The following is a 22,526-nucleotide window of genomic DNA, read 5'->3' on the forward strand; positions in this document are numbered from 1 at the left end:
GGATCAGGCAGAATAAAGCAAAAAATCTTTTCATTAAGGTAAATTAGTTTTGAACCTCACCCACCCCTCAGTTTTGAAAAGGGTTTAGTTGAAGCTTAATCTATACTATTTCTTTTATATTCAATTAAACGGATGCGGTAACGGATAGTTGCGATCCAAACCGCTAATAAACTCCAGCCTAACATAGCGGGGTAAAAGGCTATTTTCATCCTGCTATCCAAGTCGTATTTACCAAATGCAGGGTTACCGCCACTACCCGGATGCAATGAATCAGTCATCCTCGGTAATACGAATATCAGCACAATCATAATAGGAAATGCAAAAATATTGTAGATAGCCGCTATTTTGCCTCGTTTTTGTTCCTCATCGATCGCATTACGCAATACCAGGTAAGCGCAATATAATAAAAAGGCAATGGCCGCGCTGTTTTGTTTGGGATCACCACTCCAGAACTCGCCCCAGGCATATTTAGCCCATAGCATTCCGGTAATTAAACCAAGCGTAAAAAACACAAGCCCGACATTCACACACTCTACAGCAGCAAGATCATACTCTTCTTTGCCGGTATTAAGATATTTAATACTGAAATAAACGGATATAACAAACACCGAAAGCATGCCCATCCACATCGGAACGTGAAAATAAAGATTACGTATGGTTTCGTGCAGAATAGGTAAGCGGGGAACAGGTAAAAGAAGACCGGTTATAAGCGTTGAAAAGATCAACAAAACGGCCAGTACTTTCCACCACGTTTGATAAATAAATTTCATATTGGAATTATGCAGCAAATGTACGTTGTTAGGGTGAAAGGTGAAAGGATAAAGGTGAAAGGTTTTGACTATGGGAAAAAAATCGCTTTAAAATCATATCGGCGATAGGAGGCTCCGCTGGAGCCAAATTACTTTATTTGTAAATGCTATAAACAGGCGACTCCTATGGAGTCCATTATCTGTTCGCATCCAGCTCCGGAGGAGCTTCCTGTTTATAGAAAACATAACAATCGATCATGCCTCCGCAGGTGCCTTCCTATCAAAGCGATTTTTCTAACGAATAAATTTTCAATATTAGAAATTGGCAAATTACTTATCCGTCTCCGGAGAGTAGTCGTAGGGCAATAGCTCCGCCAGTTTAGCTTTCGACCATGTACCTTCATTGAGCGGTGCCCCATTAAAGACAACACCATTCATATCAAAAACAGCATATGGTTCGCTAAGGGTAAGGACACTGATCTCGTAGTTCGGCATATCCAGGGGGCGGTACAGGTCTTTGAAATCCTGTTCTTCACGGCGTTTGGTATAGATTACATAAAGACAATCTGTAAAACTGATCACAAACAGGCCGGGCTTATCTGTCCGGGCAAATATCTGGTTGGGTTCCAGCGAACCGGGACTTAAGCTCTCGTGAAAATATTTTGATAGATTCTCTTTTACCACCCAATAATTAAATGAATCACGGCTTGGGTGGATGTCGCGGAAATATTTCAATTTTTGAAGAATTACACCCTCTTGCGGGCGATCAGGGTTTAGCTCGCGGTGAAGCCTTCTGATGATAAAGCCCTCCTTTTCCAGCGTTCCCTGGTATAACGATTTATAAAAATCGCGCGACGAGCCATAATAAGTTTCCTGTCGCTTCAATTTCCATGCCTTCTTTTGCTCGGCGCTTCCAGGCAGTTCTTCAAAAACGGCTTTTCCCTGCCATGATATGATACCTGTAATACCATTATTGGCGAAGGTGTCGATCAGGAATTTCACCCGATAACCAAGTGCCCTATTGTCCATGATGAAGAAATCGTCGGACCAGCCCTCCAGCGTATGCCTGCGTGCGCTGTTGACAAGGTTAACTACATGCGGATTCTCTACAAAACAGCTTTTCGCATTTTCCGTTGTGCCGATAAATGCCTTTTTAAATTCCTCGTAATTTTTCTTCCAATTAGCATTTGTAGTGATCACTACGCCCCGCAACTGGTTTACTTTAGTAGCTAAAGGAATATCAATATTGATAGGGTCACTGCCTACCAATATTGTTTTGCTAAAATCCTGGTAGCCGACTGAGGAAGCGATCAGATCATATTGCCCGGGCTTAACATTCACCAGTTTGAAGGAACCATCTTCAGCAGTTACTGTGCCGTAGGATGAGTTGCTCAGAAAAACGCTTACCTTACCGATGCCTGTATGCGATTCGGTAGTGGTGACTTTACCCGAAATTGTAATTTGTGAAAAAGCGACAAAGGGACAAAAAAGCAGAAGTAGAATAAGGTTCCTGAAGTGCATTTCGCAATAATTACCCTAATTAGTTTTAATATGCTAATTAAGGCAATTATTATGAATTATTTATGAAAAGAGCATTTTAGGCTCCCGATTTTAATGCTGTTCTAATCTCTTAAAGCGAGTTCAGGAACTTTAAAACCGCATCCCTGTCGGTTTTTGACAGATGCGAAAAATAAGCCTTTGATGCAGCGGCTTCACCGTCATGCCACATAATAGCTTCCACTATAGTACGCGCCCGGCCATCGTGCAGGTAATATCCCGGATTGTTTACCACCTGGTATAATCCTAAACCCCAAAGCGGAGCTGTACGCCACGACTGACCATCTGCTTTAAAGTCAGGACGGTTATCGGCCAAGCCTGCACCCATATTGTGCACCAGCATATCGGTATAAGGATGTATCACCTGGTTCGATAAGGCAGGGAACGCCACATTTACACCCGTGGTAAGTGTCTGTTTATGGCAGTTGGCGCATTTACCTAAAATAAATAACTGCTCTCCTCTTTTTATGGTAGCATCAGTCACATTCCGGCGCGCGGGTACAGCTAAAGTTTGTGCATAAAACTTCACAGCATTCAATGTAGTATCCGGCAGTTCAGGGTCATCATGCAGATTATCATATTGGCTTTGCCCATAACTGCTTTCAACAGGTAATATACTGCTGGTTAATCCCATGTCCTGGTTAAAGGCTGTAGCCACCTGAGTGAGGATAGACGCTGTATTCGCCTTCCAGCCAAAACGTCCCAGTTGTACTTTCTTTGTGGTAACGTCATACACATAGTTTGCTTTTCCGGCAATGCCATCGCCATTAGCATCATTTGGATCGGCATTGGCAACAATTTCACTTTCAGGAACTGCTTCCAGTAAACCCAAACCGATCATCGGCGGAGCCAATCGTGGTGAAAGAAGGTACGTGCCGGATATTGGTGTATACAGGTTAGTCAATGTATAAGTCGGTGTTCTCAGCTCGTAAGTTTCGCCATCATCAAATGAATAGGTCTGATAAGTATAGTTGATATTTATTTTGGCTTCGGGCTGTATTCCGAAAGCTGCTTTGTCCTGTACCTGCAGTCCATACCCAGGTACAGCAACCGGACCGCCATTGGCATCTGTGCCGGGCAAGCTGATACGCATCAGTAATGACGACTGTGCATCACCAACCGTAGGTACACCAATACCGTCGTTATGATGACAGGACGAACAGGAAGTATTATTAAAAACAGGCCCTAAACCGCTGTGTATAGGAGCAGGTGCGGTAACAAAAGATTGGCTGAAGATCAGATCGCCCACCTCGTGCACATGTTCGTCATAAGCGCTCATATTTTCAAGTGCATTTCCAAATGCCTTTGATGTAGCATCAAATGCTGTTGCGCTTCCCCCTGAAAGCTGATTGTCGTATTGTTCTGCAGGAAACTGGGCTGACTTCTGGCATTTGGCCAATGCAAATATCACCAGCGTTAATAAACCTATTATTTGTATTTTTTTCACCGATACTGCTTAGTTAATCTTTAATGTTCGTTTGCACGAAAGTTTCCAGATCGCCTTCAATGGTGGCTTTTAATGTATTAATAGCAGTCTGAACTGTCTTGATCTGGTTTTTCTGAGTATATATAGCTTTTTCGTAGGTGGTAGTAATTGCAATGAACGATGCAATAGCTGTATTGATCTGGGATTGTATTTTAAGATCAAGCGATGCATTCTTAGAAGCTACCAACTCACTCAGGCTATGACCTGATGCTGCTCCGGGATATTGGCATTTATAAGCATTTAATACACCTGTAATGTTATTTTTGAAATCGGTTACTGAGTTATGTGAGAACTGCGACTCATCCAGTGTTGAGTCCTGTGCGGTAAGCGGATTTTGCATTTTCTCGTTGGCTACCTCGTTGCAGATATCAGCCATAGAACCTACCAATGCAAGGAAAACCGACTGGCGAGTTGTAAATGTGGTACTTCCCTTACCTGCAGTAACAACCTGTGTAGTATAATTACCAGATGCCGGGTCCCAGCTATTACGCAGTTGAGTTGTCGTATTAAGGAGACTTTCGCCTAACGATGCCAGGTAAACTTTATCGCGGGCAGAAACGTTAGCGGCTTTTTGCGTACCACCAACACCGAAAATAACATACTCGATGGCATGGAAACCTTTTAAAGTTGTACCTAACTGATCTATATCTGATACCGTCAAATTACTGCTGCTGGCAAGTACTGCATCAAGATCGGTTTTGTTTACCGGCCAGTCGTCCATTGTTGGATCGTAGTTATAGTCTTCAACCGGGCCAAACAGAAAGCCTTCGCATGACTCCCATGCAGCACGGGTGTTTTTCCATGCTGTACGTACAGCTTCCAGGTTAGCGTCTGTTGGAGTAGCATTAAAAGTGGTGATAGCACTGTTCATTACCTGTGCTTTTGCCTGTATATCCTGGTAGTTTGGATTAGCGAGGTTAGCTGCAAAGTCGGCCAGAATACCTTGCTCCAATGTTGTTTGCGTAGAAGTGTCGGTCTTAGTGCTATCGTTGCTTTTGCTGCAGCCTGCTATCGTTAGTCCAATTACACTAAGAGTAAGTATAAATTTAGTTTTCATAGGTAGATGTTAACTTAGATGGATGATGATTTGATCGGATATAATTTCTGTCTGATACTTCTTTAATGACCGTTCTGCCGGGCCCTGAGTTACCTGTCCTTCCTTGTCGAAAGCGCTGCCATGCAGGTTGCACTTGAATCCGTTTCCTGTCGCGATTAACTGATTATCGGCATGGGTGCATCTGAGCAATAAAGCTGTATATGTACCGTCTTTTTCTTTTCTTAAGCCGATGTTGTAGAACAAATCTTTAGGTTGGATAACCTGGAAATCAGTTTGCGCGAACAAGGATACCGGTACCGTCACCCTATTATTGGCCATTGTGGTTTTATAAACCGGCAATGCGGCGCATGACGATAATGCGCTTGCAGCTACCAAACCTGCCCCTACAGCCAGGCACATGGTACATGATTGTTTTACAAAGCTTCTTCTATCCATGGCTTTTAAAATGAAAATGCTACGCCCAGGTTAACCAGGTTATAATTTGGCTGATATGGCTGAGCAACAGGATTTGGGTTGATGATCAGGTCGGGGTTCTGATTGCCTGTATGCGCAATACGAACATCGCCTTTTATAGCTACGTTACGGATTGGCAGATAGGTTAACCCTGCAACTACATAATTTTGATTAAGCGTACCATCTGTAACGCCGTTTGATGGAATACTTGCGTTCATATTCAATTTCTCATCGCGCACAAACACGATCAGTTGTTTATCTTTTTGCGCCCCGGTCAGGTGCATCAGGTCATACCCAACTTCGGCATAAGCGCCGTATTCTGTTTTGGGAGTGTTGTTGGCATAAGCCCTGTTGATCTTGTCTGCATCAGGAATAGATACGATTGTACCTAAAACTCTTACTGAAAATCCATTTCTAGCATATTGAACATCAGCTTCGCCTAAAGCGATTGGCGTACCAAAAGTACCTGACTGCAATCCGAGGCTATCAGCCTTACGTTTGCTGACGCCCACTGTTCCTCCATAATAACCTGATATTTGTGCTTTAAAATCACCCTGGTAAAATTGTAGTGCCGCAGTAACGGCCAGGTTATTTCCGGTTGCGTTGCGACCCTCAAAACGGCCGTCGCGGATACCGGTACCATGATCGAACATTTCGGAACTAAGACCATTCACCAGGCCAACAGAATAATTTATCGGCAGATTACTAAGGCTTCCATATAGCCCCACACCCAGTTCTCTCCAGGTAGACGGGATAATGAAAGTCTCTACATAGTTACGTTCGTTACCATTAAAAGTGTTTGGCAGGTGGTTTTCATTCAGAATGCCTATGCGCGGTAAGAATAAACCAGCAACGATGTATTGATTAGCATTCAGGTTGAACTTTAAGTATGCTTGCTCGATAGCTACTTCACCGCCTGATTCACCGCCGGTTACTTTCGCATCTTCAACTTCCAGTTCTGAAAAAACTGATATTTTATCATTGAACTTATGCCCGGTAAAAAGCACAAAACGCTCCAGATCGAGGTTGGATGTCTGAGTTCTGGAATTGCGCTGATAAAAAGCATTGCCGTAACCGCCTATTGAAGTAGAACTCTTGGATAAGTTATTATTCAAAGAATCTTCTGAAGTAGTTAGAGGCTTCTGCTGGGCAAATAATTGTGTCGAAAAAAAGCTAAGAAGTATAAGTAAAGTAAACGTATATTTTTTCATCAGTTCAAGTTGTTGTGTGCCGCAAAAGTAATATCTTATTTAGACTTAATCCAAATAAAGATTAAAAAAGTTTGGTTGATTGAGTTAAATGGTTGATTAAGTAAGTGGTTGGGGTTGGTTGGAGAGGTTGTAAAGGTTGAAGTTGTTGTATTGGTTGGACTTAATCTAACTTAATCAACCTAATCCAACTCAATCAACTAATCACGCCACAAATAAGGAAACAGCAGCAATGAAGTGGCGATTACGATCACATTGATGGCGCCCAATACACCCATGTTGCCATAGCTCAGACTACGATCCAACCCGTCCATGGCATTTTTGCTGAGATGGATTAATTGAAGGATAACCGGAATGATAACCGGGAAACTTAAAATAGCCATCAGGGTGCCATTATTGCCGGCTTTGGAAGCAATGGCCGATATCATTGTAAAAACTGTGGAAAAGCTAATACTGCCCAACAGCACTGATAAGAAATAAAAAAGCAGATCGCCGATGGTATTGGTGAAGAATATCATGTAAACTATCAATGCCAATATACTCAGCAATGACATCAGCAGAATATTATAAATGGTTTTTGAAAGGATAATAGCCTGCGGACTGGCAATAGTGTAGTAGTAGAGCAACCGGTTTTTACTTTCTTGTATAAAACTTTTGGCAATGGCATTTACCGAAGCAAAAAGCATGATGATCCAGAACAGCACGTTCCAGACAATGGGATACCCCTGGCTGCCCTCAAAACCACCACTCAGGTGAAATGAGATGTAACAAACAAATACCGTCGACGCTACGTAAAGCAAAACCCCGTTAAAGGCATACCTGGAGCGCCACTCCAGCAGTATTTCCTTTTTGATGAGATTGAGGGTTTGATCGAACAGTTCCATTTTGGTGCAAAGATAGGTTTGTTAAGCTTAAAGCAGAAAGGTGAAAGCAGAAAGCTTCATACAATAAGCTAAAAGCACAAAAGACTCCTGTTTTACATTTTGCTGATCAGCTTTTAGCTTTAGACTTTTAGCTTTCAGCTTCCTTTTAATACTTTTACCACATGCCAATTACCTATTATAACTCTCCTGTCGGGATACTCCGCATTACAGAAGATGAGGAATTTGTGACGTCCGTACATTTTATGGATGAGGCTGCTGAACCGGATGAGCCATCTACTTCAGTATTAAAAATGGCAGTTGAGCAGTTGGATGAATATTTTGCGGGAAAACGTAAGGAGTTTGATTTTCCATTCCGGCAGGCAGGCTCAGGTTTTCAGCAGGATGTTTGGCAGTGTCTGCTTGGCATCGGCTATGGCAAAACCATCAGCTATTTGCAGCAGTCAAAGTTAATGAAGAATCCATTGGCTATCCGCGCGATTGCATCTGCCAATGGGAAGAATCACCTGGCTATAATAGTGCCTTGTCATAGAGTGATTGGTTCAGACGGAAGTCTTACCGGTTACGCAGGAGGTATGTGGCGAAAGAAATGGTTATTGGAACATGAAGCAAGGGTGATGGGTTCGGGGCAGACGTCGTTGTTTTAGAGTTACGTGGTTGTTGTATAAACCCGCTCCGTTAGCAAATACCGTGTTGACTCACCCGGTCATTGCTTCGCTCGACCACCCTCTCTACCGCGAGCGGTAAAGAGGGGATCTTTTGTTTTTTATTTTTCACCCTCTTTATGGCTTGCCATAGAGAGGGTCGACCAGCGTAGCGTTGTCGGGGTGAGTAGACTCTGCGATTTGTTAAACCACCTGTTATTTACCCAACCTTCTGATAAATATTCTCCCTCTGACTAACCACCTTAAACTTATTCTTATACTCAGGAAATCGGATCGTCTCCTTACTCCCCAGACACAAAAAGCCATTTGGACATAAACTTTTATAAAATAGCCCCAATATCTTCTCCTGCAATTCCGTCTCAAAATAAATAAATACATTGCGGCAGCTTATCATCTGGAACTCATTAAAAACGTCATTTGTTACCAGGTTGTGTGTAGAAAAAAGAGTATTCTGTTTGAATTCGTTTTTGATGCTAGCCACATCATTCATCACGTTAAAATGATCAGTCAATTCACCCGGCAACTCGCACGACTTATAATTTTCAGCATAGCTTTTTATTTTGCGCATGCTGTAAATACCTTTTTGTGCTTCCTCTATCATGGCTGTATTGATATCAGTCCCATAAATAAAAGGATCGGCTTTTAGTTTGGCTTCATTCAGCAATATGGCCAGCGAGTAAACCTCCTCTCCGGATGAGCAGCCCGCACTCCACACCCTGACATTTTTGAATTTGGACAGATAAGGAACGACCAGAGAATTTAATGCATTATAAAAAGACGGATCGCGGAACATCTCGGTCACGTTCACAGTCACCTCGTTTAAAAACCACCGGAAAAAATCAGGATTGCTGGTGAGCGCATCCTTTAGCCCGTTAAAGCCGGTTTTTTTTAAAGTGATGATCCTGGAGAGCCTGCGTTTGAGCGATGCTTTAGAGTAATTAGAAAAATCAAACCCGTGTGTTTGTTTTATAAGTTCAACCAATTCCTGAAGTTCCTGGTCTGACAGCATTCCTGGTAAAGTAGTCATAACTCGAAATGGGTTTCCACAAATAACTTTACCATAGATCTCTTTAGTTTTGGGTCACCGCCTCAGGTTGTTCTGGCACTTTATAGCGGGGCTTATCGCGCAAAGCTCCTGTTAATGATAATACTGGTCCTGCCACCAACAGCCACCATCCCCATTTGAACCTGATCTGTTTAGCCAGGAACCGGGATATAGCATGGAATGGTATAAAAGTGAACGAGGTATGAATCTTTAATAACGCCAATATATAAAATAGCACTACTAATATTGCCGACAACCATGCAGCCATACGCGCAATGCTGCTTTGCATAAACACCACCCCTATTATGCCGACCACTGCTATTAGTAATACTACAATGCCATAAGGTTTGTTTGCGTCGTACATATCCCAGGTTGTAACACCAAACGGCCGGAACAATGGGCAGTAGGTAGCTGCAATAAGCATAACAAAGCCGGCAAAAGCCAGGAATGATCTGAGCTTCATAGTTTACTTTTGAGTGATTTCCATTTTATCGGCAAAGTGGGCGCAGTAGTCGCGCAGATCTTCTACGATATTCTTTTCGCCGGTAGCACGCAAAAAGCTGTCGCCCATAGTTTGAAGCGTCTCGTAGAAAAAGCGTTTCATTTCGTCAACAGGCATATCTTTAGTCCAAAGATCGATGCGGAGGGTATTTTTATAATTGTGATCCCAAAGCGACAACATGATCGATTTTACTGGTAGCGCCTCTTTGTTTTGTGCGTCAGTCGATTCCCAGGTAATGTTTTCAGGAACGTTGTTATCATCAAGGTCTATGGTCAGTTTTATTTCAGCTTTCTTCATTTTGTTATTTAACCAATAAAAATATAATAGTTGCCAAAGTTATAAAGCTTATCTCTACTATCCATAAACTTTTGGTTTTGGGAAAGAAATTACGGAGCATCAGATCGAGAAATGACACTACAAAAGCAAACAGCAAAAATATCAGGGTGATGGTACCACTCCAGTGCTCATATTTGCTGCCCGTTATTTTGGCGCCATAAATGAATACGTATACTGCCATGAATAGAAAAAATGCGGTTGCAAAATTTAAAGGTGTTATTCTGAATTTCATTTTATAATCTAACCTGATAAAATCACCTATGTCATTTCGATGAGCTACAAGGGATGTGAATTAGGGCGAAGAGAAATCTTCTGCAACTGACACACCGCACATGCATATCGTATAAGTTTTCTCCTCACCCCACGCTTATCCCCTTCTGTTCGTCGAAATGACATAGTTTTATATTTTTCGATGCTTTGATCTTTATCCTTTTACCTTTCAGCTCCAATCAGCGTTTCTTTCTAAATGGTTTCTTAGCCCGTTCCTTGGCTGTTTTTGAATTTGGATTAGCCTTCGCTTTAGCAGCATCAAATTTCTTACGCTGATTGAGCGTTTTCTTTTCGTGGAAAGCCCCTTTAAATTCCGGATTTTCTTTTCGTTTTTGCAGATCGATCTCACGTGCCTGTTCCTGCCGCTCTTCAAATGAAGTTTGCTCAATAAACACATCAGCCGGAACATCAAACACAGGGATATTTTGCCTGATCAGCTTTTCTATCTTACGCAAATAATATTCCTCAGCAGGGGTACAAAAAGTGATAGCCTCTCCTAATTGCAAAGCCCTTCCGGTGCGACCGATACGGTGCACATAATCCTCGGTCACAAAAGGCACGTCGAAGTTGATTACGTGACTTACATCATTCACATCGATCCCACGGGCTGCCACATCCGTTGATACCAGTATCTTCACCTCATCATTCTTGAAGGCGTTCATCGAGTTGATACGGGTATTCTGTCCCTTGTTGGCATGAAGCACCCTTATCTCTTGCTCATTGTATTTTCTTGCCAGGAATTTATAAACATCTTCGGCAACCGTACGTGTTTTGCAGAAAAGCATCAGCTTTTTAATATCATCAGTATTATCCAGCAAATATTTTAAAAGATTGATCTTGGTCTTAACGTTCGGCACAAAATACAATCGTTGCTCAACCGTCTGTGCCGGGGTAGCCTGCGGAGTAACTTCAATTACCGTCGGATATTCCAGGAAATTGGATGACAGTTGATGCACTTTGTCTGACATTGTTGCCGAAAAAAGCAGGTTTTGCCGTTTGCGGGGCACTATCTCCAATATTCGGTTGATCTGCGGCATAAAGCCCATATCCATCATCTTATCCGCCTCGTCCAGTACCAATACCTGCAACTGTTTCATCACTAAATGACCAGCAAGGTAAATATCCATAAACCTGCCAGGGGTTGCTACGATTATATCTACACCCTTGCTTACCTGTTCTATCTGCGTTTTAGGGCCAAGTCCGCCATAAAGTGTCACCACCCGAAGATCGGTATATTTGGCAAAAGCTTTTACGTTTTCTTTGATCTGCATCGCTAGCTCACGGGTTGGAGCAACAATCAATGCACGCGGACTCTCGCCCTGCGCATATTTTAACCGCATGATTATTGGTAGCACATAGGCCGCAGTTTTACCGGTACCTGTTTGAGCAATGCCCATTACATCCTGTCCGTTCAGTATCGGTGGAATTGCTTTTTGCTGCACGGGCGTAGGTTCGGCATAACCGGCATCATCAATGGCATTCAGTATTTGCCGGTTAAATTTAAAATCCTCGAAGGTTGCGCCCATGCGGCAAAGATAAGTTTTTCTTTGAGGTGAAAGCAGAAAGGCAAAAGCTGAAAGCTTTTAACCGCTTTGTCACCTGATTATTAATTCCGAAATTTGCCTTTCAAAATCTAAAATCGTAACTCCGAAATCTAAAATCAAAATGTCTTCTATCCTCATCAAATCAGCCACAATAGTAAACGAAAACAAGCAGTATGTTAGCGATCTTTTAGTAAAGGATGGACTGATAGAACGGATAGACAGCAACATCAATGTACATGTCGACCAAACTATCAATGCGGAAGGCTTACACCTTTTCCCGGGTTGTATCGATGACCAGGTGCATTTTCGTGAACCGGGGCTAACTCACAAGGCGGATATTCGCACCGAATCGAGGGCAGCAGTAGCGGGCGGGATTACCAGTTTTATGGAAATGCCTAATACGGTACCAAATACTTTAACGCAGGAATTACTTCAACAAAAATATGAGATAGCCTCTCATAACTCATTGGCTAACTATTCGTTCTTCATGGGCGCCTCCAACGATAACATTGAAGAAGTACTCAAAACCGATACCAAAAATGTGTGCGGGGTAAAGGTGTTCATGGGATCATCAACAGGCAATATGCTGGTGGACAATCCAACCACACTGGACAACATTTTCTCAAAATCTCCGATGTTGGTAGCGGTGCATTGTGAAGATGAAGCTACCATTAAAGCCAACCTGGCCCATTACAGAGAACTGCTGGGCGATGATATTCCGGTAAGGTTACACCCTAAAATCCGTAGCGAAGAAGCTTGCTATTTATCTTCATCGATGGCTGTTGAACTGGCGAAGAAACATAATACCCGTCTGCACATTTTGCATATCTCGACAGAAAAGGAAACGCATCTATTTACGAATAATATCCCACTAAAGGATAAACGCATTACTGCTGAAGCCTGCGTACATCACCTATGGTTCACCGATAAGGATTACGAAACCAAAGGCAACTTCATCAAATGGAACCCAGCAGTAAAAACCGAAGCCGATCGTGATGGTATTTTGAAAGCTGTGCTTGATGGTAGAATAGATGTGATCGCTACCGACCATGCGCCCCATACATTAGAGGAAAAATCCCAGCCTTATTTGCAGGCTCCTTCCGGCGGACCGTTAGTGCAACATGCCCTGCCAGCCATACTGGAATTATACCATCATGGTAAGATCACCCTTGAACAAGTTGCTGAAAAAATGGCACACAATGTGGCTGTCTGTTTTCAGATCGATAGAAGGGGATACGTTCGCGAAGGCTATTGGGCTGACCTGGTATTGGTTGATTTGAACAGCCCATGGAACGTGAACAAATCCAATATCTTATACAAATGCGGATGGAGCCCGTTTGAAGGCGACACTTTCCGTTCGAAAATAATGCACACACTGGTATCCGGTAATTTAGCCTACAGCAACGGAAGTATTATTGAAGGTAAATCAGGTATTCGATTGAATTTTAATAGGATATAATTAACGAATCTTTTAAATAAAGAATTCTCCGTATCAAATATACCCAACATATATCTCTGTTTCGGTAGTCTCAAAACTACTGGCTCCGGCCTTGTAAAGATCGTAATCGGCAATGTAACTACGAGAAGGACAGTCCTTCCAAATTTCCCTCCATGCATTTGTCACGCACTCAGGAAACTTGCCAGAAGGCTTGTATAAGCGATAGCTTCCTTTCGGGATTAGTGCTGTAAACATACCATCCGAATCATCCGGACTTTCTATGCGGCAACCCAACACCGCTGTATACCAGCCCGTATGGTCGTTCTCATAATCCGTATATACGCAATAAATATCATCGGATAACCGGGCAGTGATTTGTCCGGCCATATTTGCACTCATAAATTTTGTCCACAAATTTCCGATGTCGGTTTGCGATCGGCCGTCCTGATTAGTGGTTCGGACGGCAATGCCTGTAACAAAGATTCCGGCATTTATTACTTGCTCAAATGAGTCGTTTCGACTCATAACTATTCGTTATATAACAATATAAAAAACTTTTAGTCAGATTTTTATAAAACTCAAATAAATTAAAACTTAAACTTCACCTTTCTCTACCATTTCCTTCATCTTTCCAAAAACACCTTGCCAGTTTTGCTCCGAATGATTTTTTGATTCCTCATTTCTGATATTATCCTGGGTGATGCTTAGAGTGGTTTTGCCATCTTGCTCTTTCAAATTATAAGTAATATCCTGATAGTTTTCCGGCTTGTCTTCTGTACCTGACATACTGCTCCAGTAATTATACTTTACCGATTTACCCGGATCAATATCCAGTATCACGCCTTTATCCTGATAGGTTTTGCCTTCCCACTCCCCTTCCCAAAGGATCGGGCTGTCTTTTTTCCAGTCAGTTTTTACATTAGTGCCGAAGAAGTACTTTTTCACAATCTCTGGATTGGTGAGTGCCTCCCAAACTTTCTCGGCCGGCGCATTTACATCAATAGATGTAGTTAAGCTTAAATTTCCCATAGTTTTATGAATTGATTGTTAATAATTTACTATCTAACATTTTGGAACGGATGAGCTCGAAATCAGTTTTTCCTATCTCAAAAAAACCGAAACGAAAGTGATACCCCCACGCTCTTTTATCCTTAATAAATTCCATTTGTGGTATCAGGGGAATAAACGGCGTCTCCTTGCAGGAATAATAGTGAACATCCCTGCGGTACGGGATGAAGTTTTCAGACATTTTATGCTGATAAACTTCATTCCCACTCACCTGCCCTATTGCGGTAAAAGCCTGTAATTTTTCATCGCCCTCATAAGTTACTTTCGACGAGTAGAATATCACCCAGTCGTTTACATGAAGTTTTTTTAATGCTCCTGGTTTGCCATGATTAGCTTGCATAAACCCGCCTGCAACACCGCGTTTAATATGATCTTTGGATACAACCGTTATCCAGTATCTCTCTTTGCTTTCCATGATACAAAGAAAGAACCGCAAAATGACAGCCCTATGTCAGCAGAGAAATGGAATGTCGTGTGTTTGGTAAATTATAGATTTATAACGGTTGATAGGTTGTCCCGTAGGGCAAATAATGATCTCTCCTATCGGTTCCTTTCAAGTATAACAGTTGAAAGATCGCGTATTTTCTCTTTCAACTCGCATGGGCTTACGATCTCAGCCATATCACCATACATCATTATCCATCGTACAAAGCCTTCTATAAAGCTTGTAAGGAAGGTCATTTCCATCATACCGTCTACCTCTTTTTCGGATACGAAGCCGTTGTAATATTTCTGCTCGTTCAGGTATTGCAATATCTTTTTTTCGACCCTTATCGTTATCGCCTGCATGTTCTTTTCCTTTGCCGACTCCTGGATATATTCACTGAGGTTAGGATGCTGAGTTCTGAAACGCTCGCCGGTAAGGGAAATATTGGAGATACGGTCGAGCCTGAAATCGCGGTAATCCTCACGTAGCCGGCACCAGGCTATCAGGTGCCAGTAGTTATCGAGATAAAATACGCCAACCGGCTCGATACATCTTTCGCTTCTCTGCTGGTTATGCATAGCGAAATAATGGATGGATAGTACCTGCCGCTCACCTATTCCCTTCAGGATGATCTGCAATGGGTTCAGGTCAAGCCTGGCCCCGGGTGCTACCCTCCTGCTTTTCAAAACCTCGATATGGCCATCAATATTTTCGAGGAAATCCTTCTCAGCCATACGCAGCACCGAACGTATTTTAAACATAGCCGACTTATAATTCTCATCAGAAGAAGGATCTGTCAGCTTCTCCATCAGTTTTTCTGCTGTCAGAAATGCTGTAGCTTCTTCACGGGTAAACATTACCGGCGGCAAACGATAGCCATCCATGATAGAATAACCAATTCCCGCCTCTCCGATCAGGGGTATTCCTGCTTCTTCCAGTGTTTTTATATCGCGGTAAACAGTACGTAGGCTGATATTAAAACGGTCGGCAATGTCACCGGCTTTAACAACACGGCGCGATTGCAGGTGGATCAGAATGGCAGATATACGGTCGATGCGGTTCATAATTATTCAAATTAACCAAAACAAATTCTCATTTTTGAATCGGCTTTAGATTTACGTCGGGCCTATTTTTAAACAATCCTGCCTGCTATGCAAAAAGACGATGAAATAGTAACCTTCCAGACCTATTACAATATTATGGAAGCTGAGATCATCCGCGCTAAACTCGAAGCGAATGATATTCCTTCCTTTATAGTCGATGAAAGTTTGGGTGTTTTATACCCTGTTTACAACCAGGGCGGAGGTGGCATTAAATTAAAAGTATTTGCTAAAGACGTGGAGCGGAGTAATGAGGTCATCAATGATACTGCTGAACCCGAAGACGAAGAATAAACAGTGATATCATTATCTTGCTGAAACAAATTTATGATCGCATCCAACAAAATAGCTATCAGAATAGGGCTGATCACTTCAGCCGCGATCATTCTATCGTGGATTGCGAGTCAGCTTACCATTTACAAGTATTTTAAAACCGAATATTATGTGGCCTTGGTAGCAGTTGTCTTTCTTGGAGTTGGCATATTTCTTTCAAATAAAAAAACTGCCACCAATCAAACTTATACTGATGACCTGCTGGCTGATCTTACCCAAAAAGAATTGCTGATATAAAAACAGATTGTCAATGGTAAAAGCAATAAAGAAATTGCATCTGATAATTTTGTAGAGCTGAGCACTATTAAAACCCACATCAACAACATTTATGGCAAACTGGGTGTGAATAACCGCAAAGAAGCCGTAAAAGTCTACATCGGGCTGAACAAGTAGCAAAATCCACCCTTTCTCCACCCGCCATTTCGTTGCCGTATCGCTATCTTTATTCCAGATTTGCCACCTAAATACTAGCGCACAAAATGAAACCACCCGTAAAGTATGGCCTCATCACCGGATGTATCGTCGGACTGTTTACCATGACTTTCTTCTCCATTTTTGACTGGATAAATACCAAGCTGGGCTGGGGCATGCGACCATCCAGCATACGCGGTATTACCGGCTTGCTCACCATCCTTATACAGGCAATTGGTATTTATATGGGCATTAAAGCAGCAAAAACTAATCAGGGCAATTCACTTAACTATTGGCAAGGTGTGAAAACAGGCGTCACTATTGCGGTGATCACAGCAATAATAACCTCAGCATGCAGTTTTTTGTATTGCACGGTCCTCAACCCAAGTTATACCGATTATATGGTTCAGGCAGCTGAAAGGGAGATGATAGAGGCTGGTGAAACAAAAGGTCAAATGGCCGCACATTTAGCCGAGGTTAGAAAAAGCTTTAGAGCTCCTGCCCAGGTTATGATGGCCTTTGTGGGGCAATTGGTAATGGGTTCAGCTATCAGCTTTATCCTGTCACCGTTTATTCAGAACAAAAAGAAAAATGTATAACCCTAAATAAATTATGAAAAAACTCATTCTATTGATCGCATTCCTGTTTGCAGGCACCGTTTTATTTGCACAGGAAAAGACAAAATCACAATACTTAATGATCGTAAGATTTAAAACCAACTTTAAGCCATCATCCAACGAAGAGATTCAGAACAACATTAAAAAATGGCAGGAATACATGGGCAACCTGGCACAATCCGGCGACCTGGTAGCGGGCTATCGCCCAACTAATGAAGGTGCCACCATCTCAGGAAAAGAGAAATCAACAAAACCTATCCCCTATGTATCTGATGACGACCTTGTGAGCTCCATATTGATCATCAAAGCTGAAAACCTGGAAGCAGCCAAAGCTATAGCCAACAAATGTCCGGTATTTGAGTTGGGCGGAAGCGTTGAAGTAAGGGCGATGATGAATGTAGCCGGGCAATAAGCGTTTCGGTTAAAACTCATCCAAACTTTATATATTAGCGACATGTACAACCGTCGCAAATTTATTCAAGTATCTGCTGCAGGCGCCTCGCTTGTGGCCTTATCCAAGTCTGCAGTAGCCAAAACATTAATTTCGGCCCCTGCTTCCGCTTTGCCAATTGTTATATCGACATGGGATTTTGGCATTGCAGCCAACAAAGAAGCCTGGAAAGTGCTCGAAAAAGGTGGAAGGTCATTGGATGCTGTTGAAGCAGGCGTACGCGTTCCTGAAGCGGATATGAACAACCATACCGTAGGCCGCGCCGGTTACCCTGACCGTGACGGACATGTAACGCTTGATGCCTGCATTATGGATGAATTTGGCAATTGCGGATCGGTTGCTGCAATTGAAGATATTGCTCACCCAATTTCCGTAGCCCGCCTGGTGATGGAAAAAACCCCTCATGTGATGCTGGTTGGCGACGGTGCGAGACAGTTTGCCGTAGAGCAGGGCTTTAAACGTGAAAAACTATTAACCCCTGAATCTGAAAAAGCCTGGAAAGAATGGCTGAAAACAGCCAAATACAGCCCGGTAATGAATATTGAAAATAAACAGCATGCTCCGGGAAATCAATACAATCATGATACCATCGGGATGCTGGCCATTGATGCTAAGGGAAACATATCCGGTGCCTGTACCACCAGCGGCATGGCGTTCAAAATGCATGGGCGTGTGGGCGATAGCCCGATCATCGGTGCAGGACTATATGTTGATAACGAAGTTGGCGGCGCCACCTCAACTGGTGTTGGTGAAGAAGTGATCCGAAACGTAGGTAGTTTTCTCGTTGTGGAATTAATGCGCCAGGGATTATCACCGGAAGACGCCTGCAAAGAAGCCGTTAACCGTATCATCAAAAAGAAACCTGAGACTGCTAAAAATATACAGGTAGGCTTTCTTGCTATCAATAAAAAGGGCGAATACGGTGCATATGCTATTCAGGAGGGCTTTTCATTTGCTGTTTGCAATACGGATAAGCAGGATTTGCTGATAAAAGGAAAGAGTGTTTATTGATTTATAAAAATTGTCATTGCTTCGTACCCAGCAATGACAGATGGTGGACTAACCTATGATAAATTTAGAAGTTTGCGCTAATACTTTAACATCCGCCCTTGCAGCACAGGAAGGTGGCGCTATACGTGTTGAACTATGTGATAACCTGGGCGAAGGTGGCACTACGCCCTCTTATGGGCAGATCAAATTGGCTCGCAAAGCACTTCATATCAAATTATATGTACTGATCCGTCCGCGCGAGGGTGATTTTTTATATACCGATACGGAATTTGAGATCATGAAAGCTGATGTACAAAATTGTATTGACATTGGCTGCGATGGTGTCGTCATCGGCATTTTGAACCCGGATGGAAGCATAGACACCAAACGTTGTTCTGAACTGGTAAAACTGGCGACGGATAAAGGTCTGGGTGTTACCTTCCATCGCGCGTTTGATATGTGCAATGATATGGACAAAGCCCTTGAAGAGATTATTGCCATGGGTTGCGAGCGTATACTCACCTCTGGCGGTAGAAGCACAGCCATAGAAGGTGCTAATGTAATCGCTCACCTGATACAAAAAGCCGCAGGACGAATTATCATTATGCCGGGAAGCGGTGTAAGTGAAAGCACCGTCGCCGATCTAATTCATTATACCAAAGCCCAAGAGGTGCATTCTTCAGCAAGAGGTCCGGTAAAAAGCCAAATGCAATATCATAATGATCATATCATTCTAAGTCGTGATCATTTGGATGAGTATAGTATTTTGATGACGGATGCGAATAAGGTGCGGGAAATCATTCGATTGGCGAATGGGGAATAATGAGTGAATGAGTGAGTTAGCGAATGAGTGATTTTTTTACGTTATGACATTCACTAATTCAGTCATTCACTAATTCACTAATTAAATTCGTTCACTCATTAAAAAAACGTTACTGGCAGAATGACCTCGAATCTATTCCGCCCTGTATAACCAAAGACATCTTCATCCAACAAATAACTATATCTAAAACCAAACGAAATAGATACCTGGTTGAACCATTGGGTATCGAAAAATACGGCTGCTCCTGTCGACCGGAAGTTTCTGCTACCATTGAAATAGGCATCTGAAGCGCGGGTGTAATCATAAAACAGATCGCCCCGTAAGCGCAACAAGTATATCGTATTACCTATTCCTGCGTCGGGGTAAGCTATCGGCAGGTGGTAATCAGCACCTAACTTATCCATCTTGTGAAGGTTCTCAGCAAAATATCCTCTTGAGAACGGGAAATCATTGGAAAAACTGATGCCATTGTTACCATCCTTCTGCTGGTAGGCAGCATTTATGACCAGGTTGTGATTAACAGATAGACCGGGAAAAAATAAGTTAGCATCGGCTAAAAACTGATCATTGGTAAAGTTGCTGATAGCTGATTTGTAAGATAGACTTAAACTCTGTCCAAAACGCGGGTAAATATTCTGCCTTGCCTGTTGGATATGATTGCTGAATGTAACATAGTTACTCACATACAAATAACTGCGCGAAGGCAAAATACTGCTATAAGGCGCCTGGAAATTGTTTTGTGTATAATAAAGATCGCTGCCCACATCCAGCCCGGTAATATTTTTACCCTGACTAAAGTTTAGCGGAACTTCGAGGCCACCATGCAGATCAGTCTCATTCCAGTAAACATTGCTGCCTTGATACAGCCCTCGACGATCGATTGTATAATCAACTCCTGCCTTTAAGTATGGAAACAAAGCCCCATAAACCGCGTCAAACCCAAACTCTTTGTACTGTTCATCACGATTATAAGTGAATGCTAACTGCGACTGGAAAGTATTTAACACATTCTCCCCTACTATGGCAAGCTGATAATTTGGGTCGTCCAAATTGGGAATCAGGCTATGAAAATTGAATAAATGATAAGCCTTTGGATATTTGGTCACCTCTAATGGCTCCGGTTTTACGGTTGCTAACAGATCAGACGCCGGATTTTTCTTCAAAGCAGTAATGCCCATATTGTATAAGCTTCCGGGGATAGCAGGGCCGATCTCTTCCCATTGCAAATCCTTTTTATCCAACTCGTTGATCTGGTAGCCAACAGCCGTAAACCCAACCCAGGCAAATTTTTTGTCAGAAACAGCAGGCTGATAATTGCCGATATAACCTTGCTTTTGCTCATTTTTCAACTCATACAACTTATTCGAGTTAATGTATAAAGCATATAAACGGTCATTTATACCCGATGTCGCACTGAAATAAACAATATCATTTTTAACATTAATAAACCCAATTGGCTGATAAGAAAATGGCAGCAGATAACGTATTTTTTCTGTTGTGATATCAATCAAAGCCAGCGACATTTTGCCTTCAGGGTTACGTACTGCTGCGATCAGTTTATCCCTGCCATAATACTTTGGATAGGTATAAAATAGCTTTTCTGGATTGCCAAAGGCCTTGATTAACTTTCCATTAGTCGAATTGACAAGATGGATCGTACTTTTCCCCGAAGGGTTTACCTGTACCGCAACAATAGTTTTCCCATCCGGACTGAATGATGGCGAAAAATACTTTGTGCTATGGCTGATGCGTTTTTCTTTTCCGGTATTTATATCTAATACCACCAACTCGCTAAAATCACGATAGGTCCAGCGCAGATCGGGTCGGTAGGTAGCATATACCACCTTGCCGTTGTGATATTCAAAATAATTATCAAGCGAAACGCTTCTAACGCTAATATTTTTTTGTCTATTACCACTTTTGATCACAAACACGGGCAAATGATTGTAGGTGCTTTTCATGTAAATGAGCGTGGTATCATTTATATAAGCCGGGTACTCCTCGTCGGCAACAAAATGTTGAGATTTTACTACAGAGTTTTCCGGCAAAGGCTTTATATCGCTGTTGAACTGTTTTTTAAAGAAATCAAATCCATCCTGTCTGAACCGGCTAAAATCCTCGCCTGAATATTTTTTAATGGCCCTTTGCAATGGTGAAAAACCACCGCGATAAGCCGCGGCATCATGTGTTACATTTTTCCAGAAAGTATCTCCATATTTTTCACGACCATAAGAAACTAACATATAGCCTGTTGGATACCAGTCGGGCGTATAATCAAGATAGGAACCATTGCGCAACTTCATGTAGCTGTAATCCTTGCCATCGGCCCAGATGGCACGATATCCATTAAAGAAGTATGGTAGCCGCCCCCTGCCCTGGTTGCTTACTAAGGTTTCGTTAAAAACGGCATCGCCCTCAAAAAACCAATTAGGAACAGCCAGATCATTAGCCAAAGCCTGTCCACCCTCCCCAAAAAGAATGCGCATTACTTTTGAAGCGCCTACATTAAAATTATTATACTGCTGCACATGCCTAAACTCGTGTATAGCCAACTGCTTTGGCCAGGGCAAGCTTCCAATGTCAAAACTGTTTTGCTCCGGCGTCAGGAAAAACTCACTGCGGAAAGGCGCCAGTCCAACATAGGCATTTGCAATCGTAGTTTGATTTTGCAATACTATGCTGATCTGCTTTTGCTTAAAACCAATAGTTGGCTGAATAGTGCTGTTCATTTGCTGAACGATATTAGCCACTTCCATCGCGGCAGAATCTAATCCACGGGGATAAATTACTTTGGCTGCTTTGGTGTTAACCTGGTTCCATTGTATTGAAGGCGGGTTACCACCGAATTGCTGAGCCTTTGTTGCAGTGGCAGTAGCAGTGGCGAGTAGCAGTAAAACGAAAAGCTTATAGTTTGATTTCAATGGAGCGCGGTGCAGGGGTAGAATGAACATCAAAGTGAAAGTAAGAATTTTGGCTGAATAGGAATTACCTCATATAGGCAATTCGCGAAAATAACGCAAAAGTGCGGTGCTTAGTTTACGGCAAATTGAAAAATAGATATTCAAAAGACACTCCGTTATCCAAAACTACCTACATTTGCCGATTGTTATTGAAC

Annotated in this window: 26 protein-coding genes; 9 read left to right on the forward strand and 17 right to left on the reverse strand. The window is 42.4% G+C overall.

Annotated features, from left to right (window positions below; translation table 11 throughout):
* Positions 1-95 precede the first annotated feature (95 nt).
* The 7 genes from VIM89_RS02325 to VIM89_RS02355 all read right to left on the reverse strand — a co-directional run bounded on the left by VIM89_RS02325 (position 96) and on the right by VIM89_RS02355 (position 7,394).
* The gene (locus tag VIM89_RS02325; protein WP_488154513.1) at positions 96-770 is read right to left on the reverse strand and encodes a cytochrome c biogenesis protein; all 675 of its coding nucleotides are present in this window, start codon (positions 768-770) and stop codon (positions 96-98) included.
* Between the two features lie 309 nt (positions 771-1,079).
* The gene (locus VIM89_RS02330) at positions 1,080-2,270 is read right to left on the reverse strand and encodes a carboxypeptidase-like regulatory domain-containing protein (protein ID WP_488154514.1); all 1,191 of its coding nucleotides are present in this window, start codon (positions 2,268-2,270) and stop codon (positions 1,080-1,082) included.
* Positions 2,271-2,379: 109 nt separating this feature from the next.
* Positions 2,380-3,753 (reverse strand): di-heme oxidoreductase family protein, encoded by a 1,374-nt coding sequence (locus VIM89_RS02335; protein WP_488154515.1) that lies wholly within the window; start codon positions 3,751-3,753, stop codon positions 2,380-2,382.
* A 13-nt stretch (positions 3,754-3,766) separates the two neighbouring features.
* On the reverse strand, positions 3,767-4,849 hold the full coding sequence (locus tag VIM89_RS02340) for an imelysin family protein (RefSeq protein WP_488154516.1): 1,083 nt from the start codon (positions 4,847-4,849) through the stop codon (positions 3,767-3,769).
* A gap of 9 nt (positions 4,850-4,858) precedes the next feature.
* Positions 4,859-5,284, reverse strand: a complete 426-nt coding sequence (locus tag VIM89_RS02345; RefSeq protein WP_488154517.1) for a QcrA and Rieske domain-containing protein — start codon at positions 5,282-5,284, stop codon at positions 4,859-4,861.
* Positions 5,285-5,289: 5 nt separating this feature from the next.
* Positions 5,290-6,513 (reverse strand): hypothetical protein, encoded by a 1,224-nt coding sequence (locus tag VIM89_RS02350; RefSeq protein WP_488154518.1) that lies wholly within the window; start codon positions 6,511-6,513, stop codon positions 5,290-5,292.
* 197 nt (positions 6,514-6,710) lie between these two features.
* Positions 6,711-7,394 carry a heme exporter protein CcmB gene (locus VIM89_RS02355; RefSeq protein ID WP_488154519.1) on the reverse strand — a complete coding sequence of 228 codons (684 nt, stop codon included), beginning with the start codon at positions 7,392-7,394 and terminating at the stop codon, positions 6,711-6,713.
* Between the two features lie 161 nt (positions 7,395-7,555).
* On the opposite strand from VIM89_RS02355, the gene VIM89_RS02360 reads away from it, so the two are divergent.
* Positions 7,556-8,038, forward strand: coding sequence for a methylated-DNA--[protein]-cysteine S-methyltransferase (locus tag VIM89_RS02360; protein ID WP_488154520.1), 483 nt, complete (start codon positions 7,556-7,558; stop codon positions 8,036-8,038).
* A 217-nt stretch (positions 8,039-8,255) separates the two neighbouring features.
* Here the strand turns inward: VIM89_RS02360 and VIM89_RS02365 are convergent, their stop codons facing one another.
* From VIM89_RS02365 to VIM89_RS02385, 5 genes are all read right to left on the reverse strand, one after another.
* Entirely contained in the window at positions 8,256-9,083 is an 828-nt protein-coding gene (locus VIM89_RS02365) for a CheR family methyltransferase (protein ID WP_488154521.1), read from the reverse strand.
* A gap of 43 nt (positions 9,084-9,126) precedes the next feature.
* The gene (locus tag VIM89_RS02370) at positions 9,127-9,564 is read right to left on the reverse strand and encodes a hypothetical protein (RefSeq protein ID WP_488154522.1); all 438 of its coding nucleotides are present in this window, start codon (positions 9,562-9,564) and stop codon (positions 9,127-9,129) included.
* A gap of 3 nt (positions 9,565-9,567) precedes the next feature.
* Entirely contained in the window at positions 9,568-9,900 is a 333-nt protein-coding gene (gldC, locus tag VIM89_RS02375; protein ID WP_488154523.1) for a gliding motility protein GldC, read from the reverse strand.
* 4 nt (positions 9,901-9,904) lie between these two features.
* Positions 9,905-10,120, reverse strand: a complete 216-nt coding sequence (locus tag VIM89_RS02380) for a hypothetical protein (RefSeq protein ID WP_488154524.1) — start codon at positions 10,118-10,120, stop codon at positions 9,905-9,907.
* A gap of 268 nt (positions 10,121-10,388) precedes the next feature.
* A complete protein-coding gene (locus VIM89_RS02385) occupies positions 10,389-11,735 on the reverse strand; it encodes a DEAD/DEAH box helicase (protein WP_488154525.1) in 1,347 nt (448 codons plus the stop codon).
* Between the two features lie 139 nt (positions 11,736-11,874).
* Between VIM89_RS02385 and VIM89_RS02390 the strand changes: the two genes are divergently transcribed.
* On the forward strand, positions 11,875-13,212 hold the full coding sequence (locus VIM89_RS02390; protein WP_488154526.1) for a dihydroorotase: 1,338 nt from the start codon (positions 11,875-11,877) through the stop codon (positions 13,210-13,212).
* A gap of 33 nt (positions 13,213-13,245) precedes the next feature.
* Here the strand turns inward: VIM89_RS02390 and VIM89_RS02395 are convergent, their stop codons facing one another.
* The 4 genes from VIM89_RS02395 to VIM89_RS02410 form a co-directional block, all read right to left on the reverse strand.
* A complete protein-coding gene (locus VIM89_RS02395; protein WP_488154527.1) occupies positions 13,246-13,716 on the reverse strand; it encodes a GyrI-like domain-containing protein in 471 nt (156 codons plus the stop codon).
* A 69-nt stretch (positions 13,717-13,785) separates the two neighbouring features.
* Positions 13,786-14,220: an SRPBCC family protein gene (locus VIM89_RS02400; RefSeq protein ID WP_488154528.1), complete on the reverse strand. Its 435-nt coding sequence runs from the start codon at positions 14,218-14,220 to the stop codon at positions 13,786-13,788.
* 4 nt (positions 14,221-14,224) lie between these two features.
* On the reverse strand, positions 14,225-14,674 hold the full coding sequence (locus tag VIM89_RS02405; protein ID WP_488154529.1) for an EVE domain-containing protein: 450 nt from the start codon (positions 14,672-14,674) through the stop codon (positions 14,225-14,227).
* A gap of 125 nt (positions 14,675-14,799) precedes the next feature.
* Positions 14,800-15,750: a helix-turn-helix transcriptional regulator gene (locus VIM89_RS02410; RefSeq protein WP_488154530.1), complete on the reverse strand. Its 951-nt coding sequence runs from the start codon at positions 15,748-15,750 to the stop codon at positions 14,800-14,802.
* 87 nt (positions 15,751-15,837) lie between these two features.
* Between VIM89_RS02410 and VIM89_RS02415 the strand changes: the two genes are divergently transcribed.
* From VIM89_RS02415 to VIM89_RS02445, 7 genes are all read left to right on the forward strand, one after another.
* Positions 15,838-16,080: a putative signal transducing protein gene (locus VIM89_RS02415; protein WP_488154531.1), complete on the forward strand. Its 243-nt coding sequence runs from the start codon at positions 15,838-15,840 to the stop codon at positions 16,078-16,080.
* Between the two features lie 33 nt (positions 16,081-16,113).
* Positions 16,114-16,356 (forward strand): hypothetical protein, encoded by a 243-nt coding sequence (locus VIM89_RS02420; protein WP_488154532.1) that lies wholly within the window; start codon positions 16,114-16,116, stop codon positions 16,354-16,356.
* Between the two features lie 6 nt (positions 16,357-16,362).
* Positions 16,363-16,512, forward strand: coding sequence for a helix-turn-helix transcriptional regulator (locus VIM89_RS02425; RefSeq protein ID WP_488154592.1), 150 nt, complete (start codon positions 16,363-16,365; stop codon positions 16,510-16,512).
* Positions 16,513-16,598: 86 nt separating this feature from the next.
* Positions 16,599-17,129: a DUF4199 domain-containing protein gene (locus tag VIM89_RS02430; RefSeq protein WP_488154533.1), complete on the forward strand. Its 531-nt coding sequence runs from the start codon at positions 16,599-16,601 to the stop codon at positions 17,127-17,129.
* Positions 17,130-17,142: 13 nt separating this feature from the next.
* Positions 17,143-17,559 (forward strand): YciI family protein, encoded by a 417-nt coding sequence (locus VIM89_RS02435; protein WP_488154534.1) that lies wholly within the window; start codon positions 17,143-17,145, stop codon positions 17,557-17,559.
* Positions 17,560-17,601: 42 nt separating this feature from the next.
* Positions 17,602-18,609: a glycosylasparaginase gene (locus tag VIM89_RS02440; RefSeq protein WP_488154535.1), complete on the forward strand. Its 1,008-nt coding sequence runs from the start codon at positions 17,602-17,604 to the stop codon at positions 18,607-18,609.
* Positions 18,610-18,664: 55 nt separating this feature from the next.
* Complete coding sequence (locus VIM89_RS02445) at positions 18,665-19,411, forward strand: copper homeostasis protein CutC (RefSeq protein WP_488154536.1); 747 nt, start codon at positions 18,665-18,667, stop codon at positions 19,409-19,411.
* Positions 19,412-19,509: 98 nt separating this feature from the next.
* Here the strand turns inward: VIM89_RS02445 and VIM89_RS02450 are convergent, their stop codons facing one another.
* A complete protein-coding gene (locus VIM89_RS02450; protein WP_488154537.1) occupies positions 19,510-22,362 on the reverse strand; it encodes a hypothetical protein in 2,853 nt (950 codons plus the stop codon).
* Positions 22,363-22,526 lie beyond the last annotated feature (164 nt).

The sequence above is a fragment of the Mucilaginibacter sp. genome (assembly GCF_036568825.1).
Classification (GTDB): domain Bacteria; phylum Bacteroidota; class Bacteroidia; order Sphingobacteriales; family Sphingobacteriaceae; genus Mucilaginibacter.

Bases quoted from the DNA above. Each gene is read 5' to 3' on its own strand.
- VIM89_RS02325 (WP_488154513.1), bottom strand. From the start codon at position 770: ATGAAATTTATTTATCAAACGTGGTGGAAAGTACTGGCCGTTTTGTTG.
- VIM89_RS02330 (WP_488154514.1), bottom strand. From the start codon at position 2,270: ATGCACTTCAGGAACCTTATTCTACTTCTGCTTTTTTGTCCCTTTGTC.
- VIM89_RS02340 (WP_488154516.1), bottom strand. From the start codon at position 4,849: ATGAAAACTAAATTTATACTTACTCTTAGTGTAATTGGACTAACGATA.
- VIM89_RS02345 (WP_488154517.1), bottom strand. From the start codon at position 5,284: ATGGATAGAAGAAGCTTTGTAAAACAATCATGTACCATGTGCCTGGCT.
- VIM89_RS02350 (WP_488154518.1), bottom strand. From the start codon at position 6,513: ATGAAAAAATATACGTTTACTTTACTTATACTTCTTAGCTTTTTTTCG.
- VIM89_RS02355 (WP_488154519.1), bottom strand. From the start codon at position 7,394: ATGGAACTGTTCGATCAAACCCTCAATCTCATCAAAAAGGAAATACTG.
- VIM89_RS02360 (WP_488154520.1), top strand. From the start codon at position 7,556: ATGCCAATTACCTATTATAACTCTCCTGTCGGGATACTCCGCATTACA.
- VIM89_RS02365 (WP_488154521.1), bottom strand. From the start codon at position 9,083: ATGACTACTTTACCAGGAATGCTGTCAGACCAGGAACTTCAGGAATTG.
- VIM89_RS02370 (WP_488154522.1), bottom strand. From the start codon at position 9,564: ATGAAGCTCAGATCATTCCTGGCTTTTGCCGGCTTTGTTATGCTTATT.
- gldC (WP_488154523.1), bottom strand. From the start codon at position 9,900: ATGAAGAAAGCTGAAATAAAACTGACCATAGACCTTGATGATAACAAC.
- VIM89_RS02380 (WP_488154524.1), bottom strand. From the start codon at position 10,120: ATGGCAGTATACGTATTCATTTATGGCGCCAAAATAACGGGCAGCAAA.
- VIM89_RS02385 (WP_488154525.1), bottom strand. From the start codon at position 11,735: ATGGGCGCAACCTTCGAGGATTTTAAATTTAACCGGCAAATACTGAAT.
- VIM89_RS02390 (WP_488154526.1), top strand. From the start codon at position 11,875: ATGTCTTCTATCCTCATCAAATCAGCCACAATAGTAAACGAAAACAAG.
- VIM89_RS02395 (WP_488154527.1), bottom strand. From the start codon at position 13,716: ATGAGTCGAAACGACTCATTTGAGCAAGTAATAAATGCCGGAATCTTT.
- VIM89_RS02400 (WP_488154528.1), bottom strand. From the start codon at position 14,220: ATGGGAAATTTAAGCTTAACTACATCTATTGATGTAAATGCGCCGGCC.
- VIM89_RS02405 (WP_488154529.1), bottom strand. From the start codon at position 14,674: ATGGAAAGCAAAGAGAGATACTGGATAACGGTTGTATCCAAAGATCAT.
- VIM89_RS02410 (WP_488154530.1), bottom strand. From the start codon at position 15,750: ATGAACCGCATCGACCGTATATCTGCCATTCTGATCCACCTGCAATCG.
- VIM89_RS02415 (WP_488154531.1), top strand. From the start codon at position 15,838: ATGCAAAAAGACGATGAAATAGTAACCTTCCAGACCTATTACAATATT.
- VIM89_RS02420 (WP_488154532.1), top strand. From the start codon at position 16,114: ATGATCGCATCCAACAAAATAGCTATCAGAATAGGGCTGATCACTTCA.
- VIM89_RS02430 (WP_488154533.1), top strand. From the start codon at position 16,599: ATGAAACCACCCGTAAAGTATGGCCTCATCACCGGATGTATCGTCGGA.
- VIM89_RS02435 (WP_488154534.1), top strand. From the start codon at position 17,143: ATGAAAAAACTCATTCTATTGATCGCATTCCTGTTTGCAGGCACCGTT.
- VIM89_RS02440 (WP_488154535.1), top strand. From the start codon at position 17,602: ATGTACAACCGTCGCAAATTTATTCAAGTATCTGCTGCAGGCGCCTCG.
- VIM89_RS02445 (WP_488154536.1), top strand. From the start codon at position 18,665: ATGATAAATTTAGAAGTTTGCGCTAATACTTTAACATCCGCCCTTGCA.
- VIM89_RS02450 (WP_488154537.1), bottom strand. From the start codon at position 22,362: ATGTTCATTCTACCCCTGCACCGCGCTCCATTGAAATCAAACTATAAG.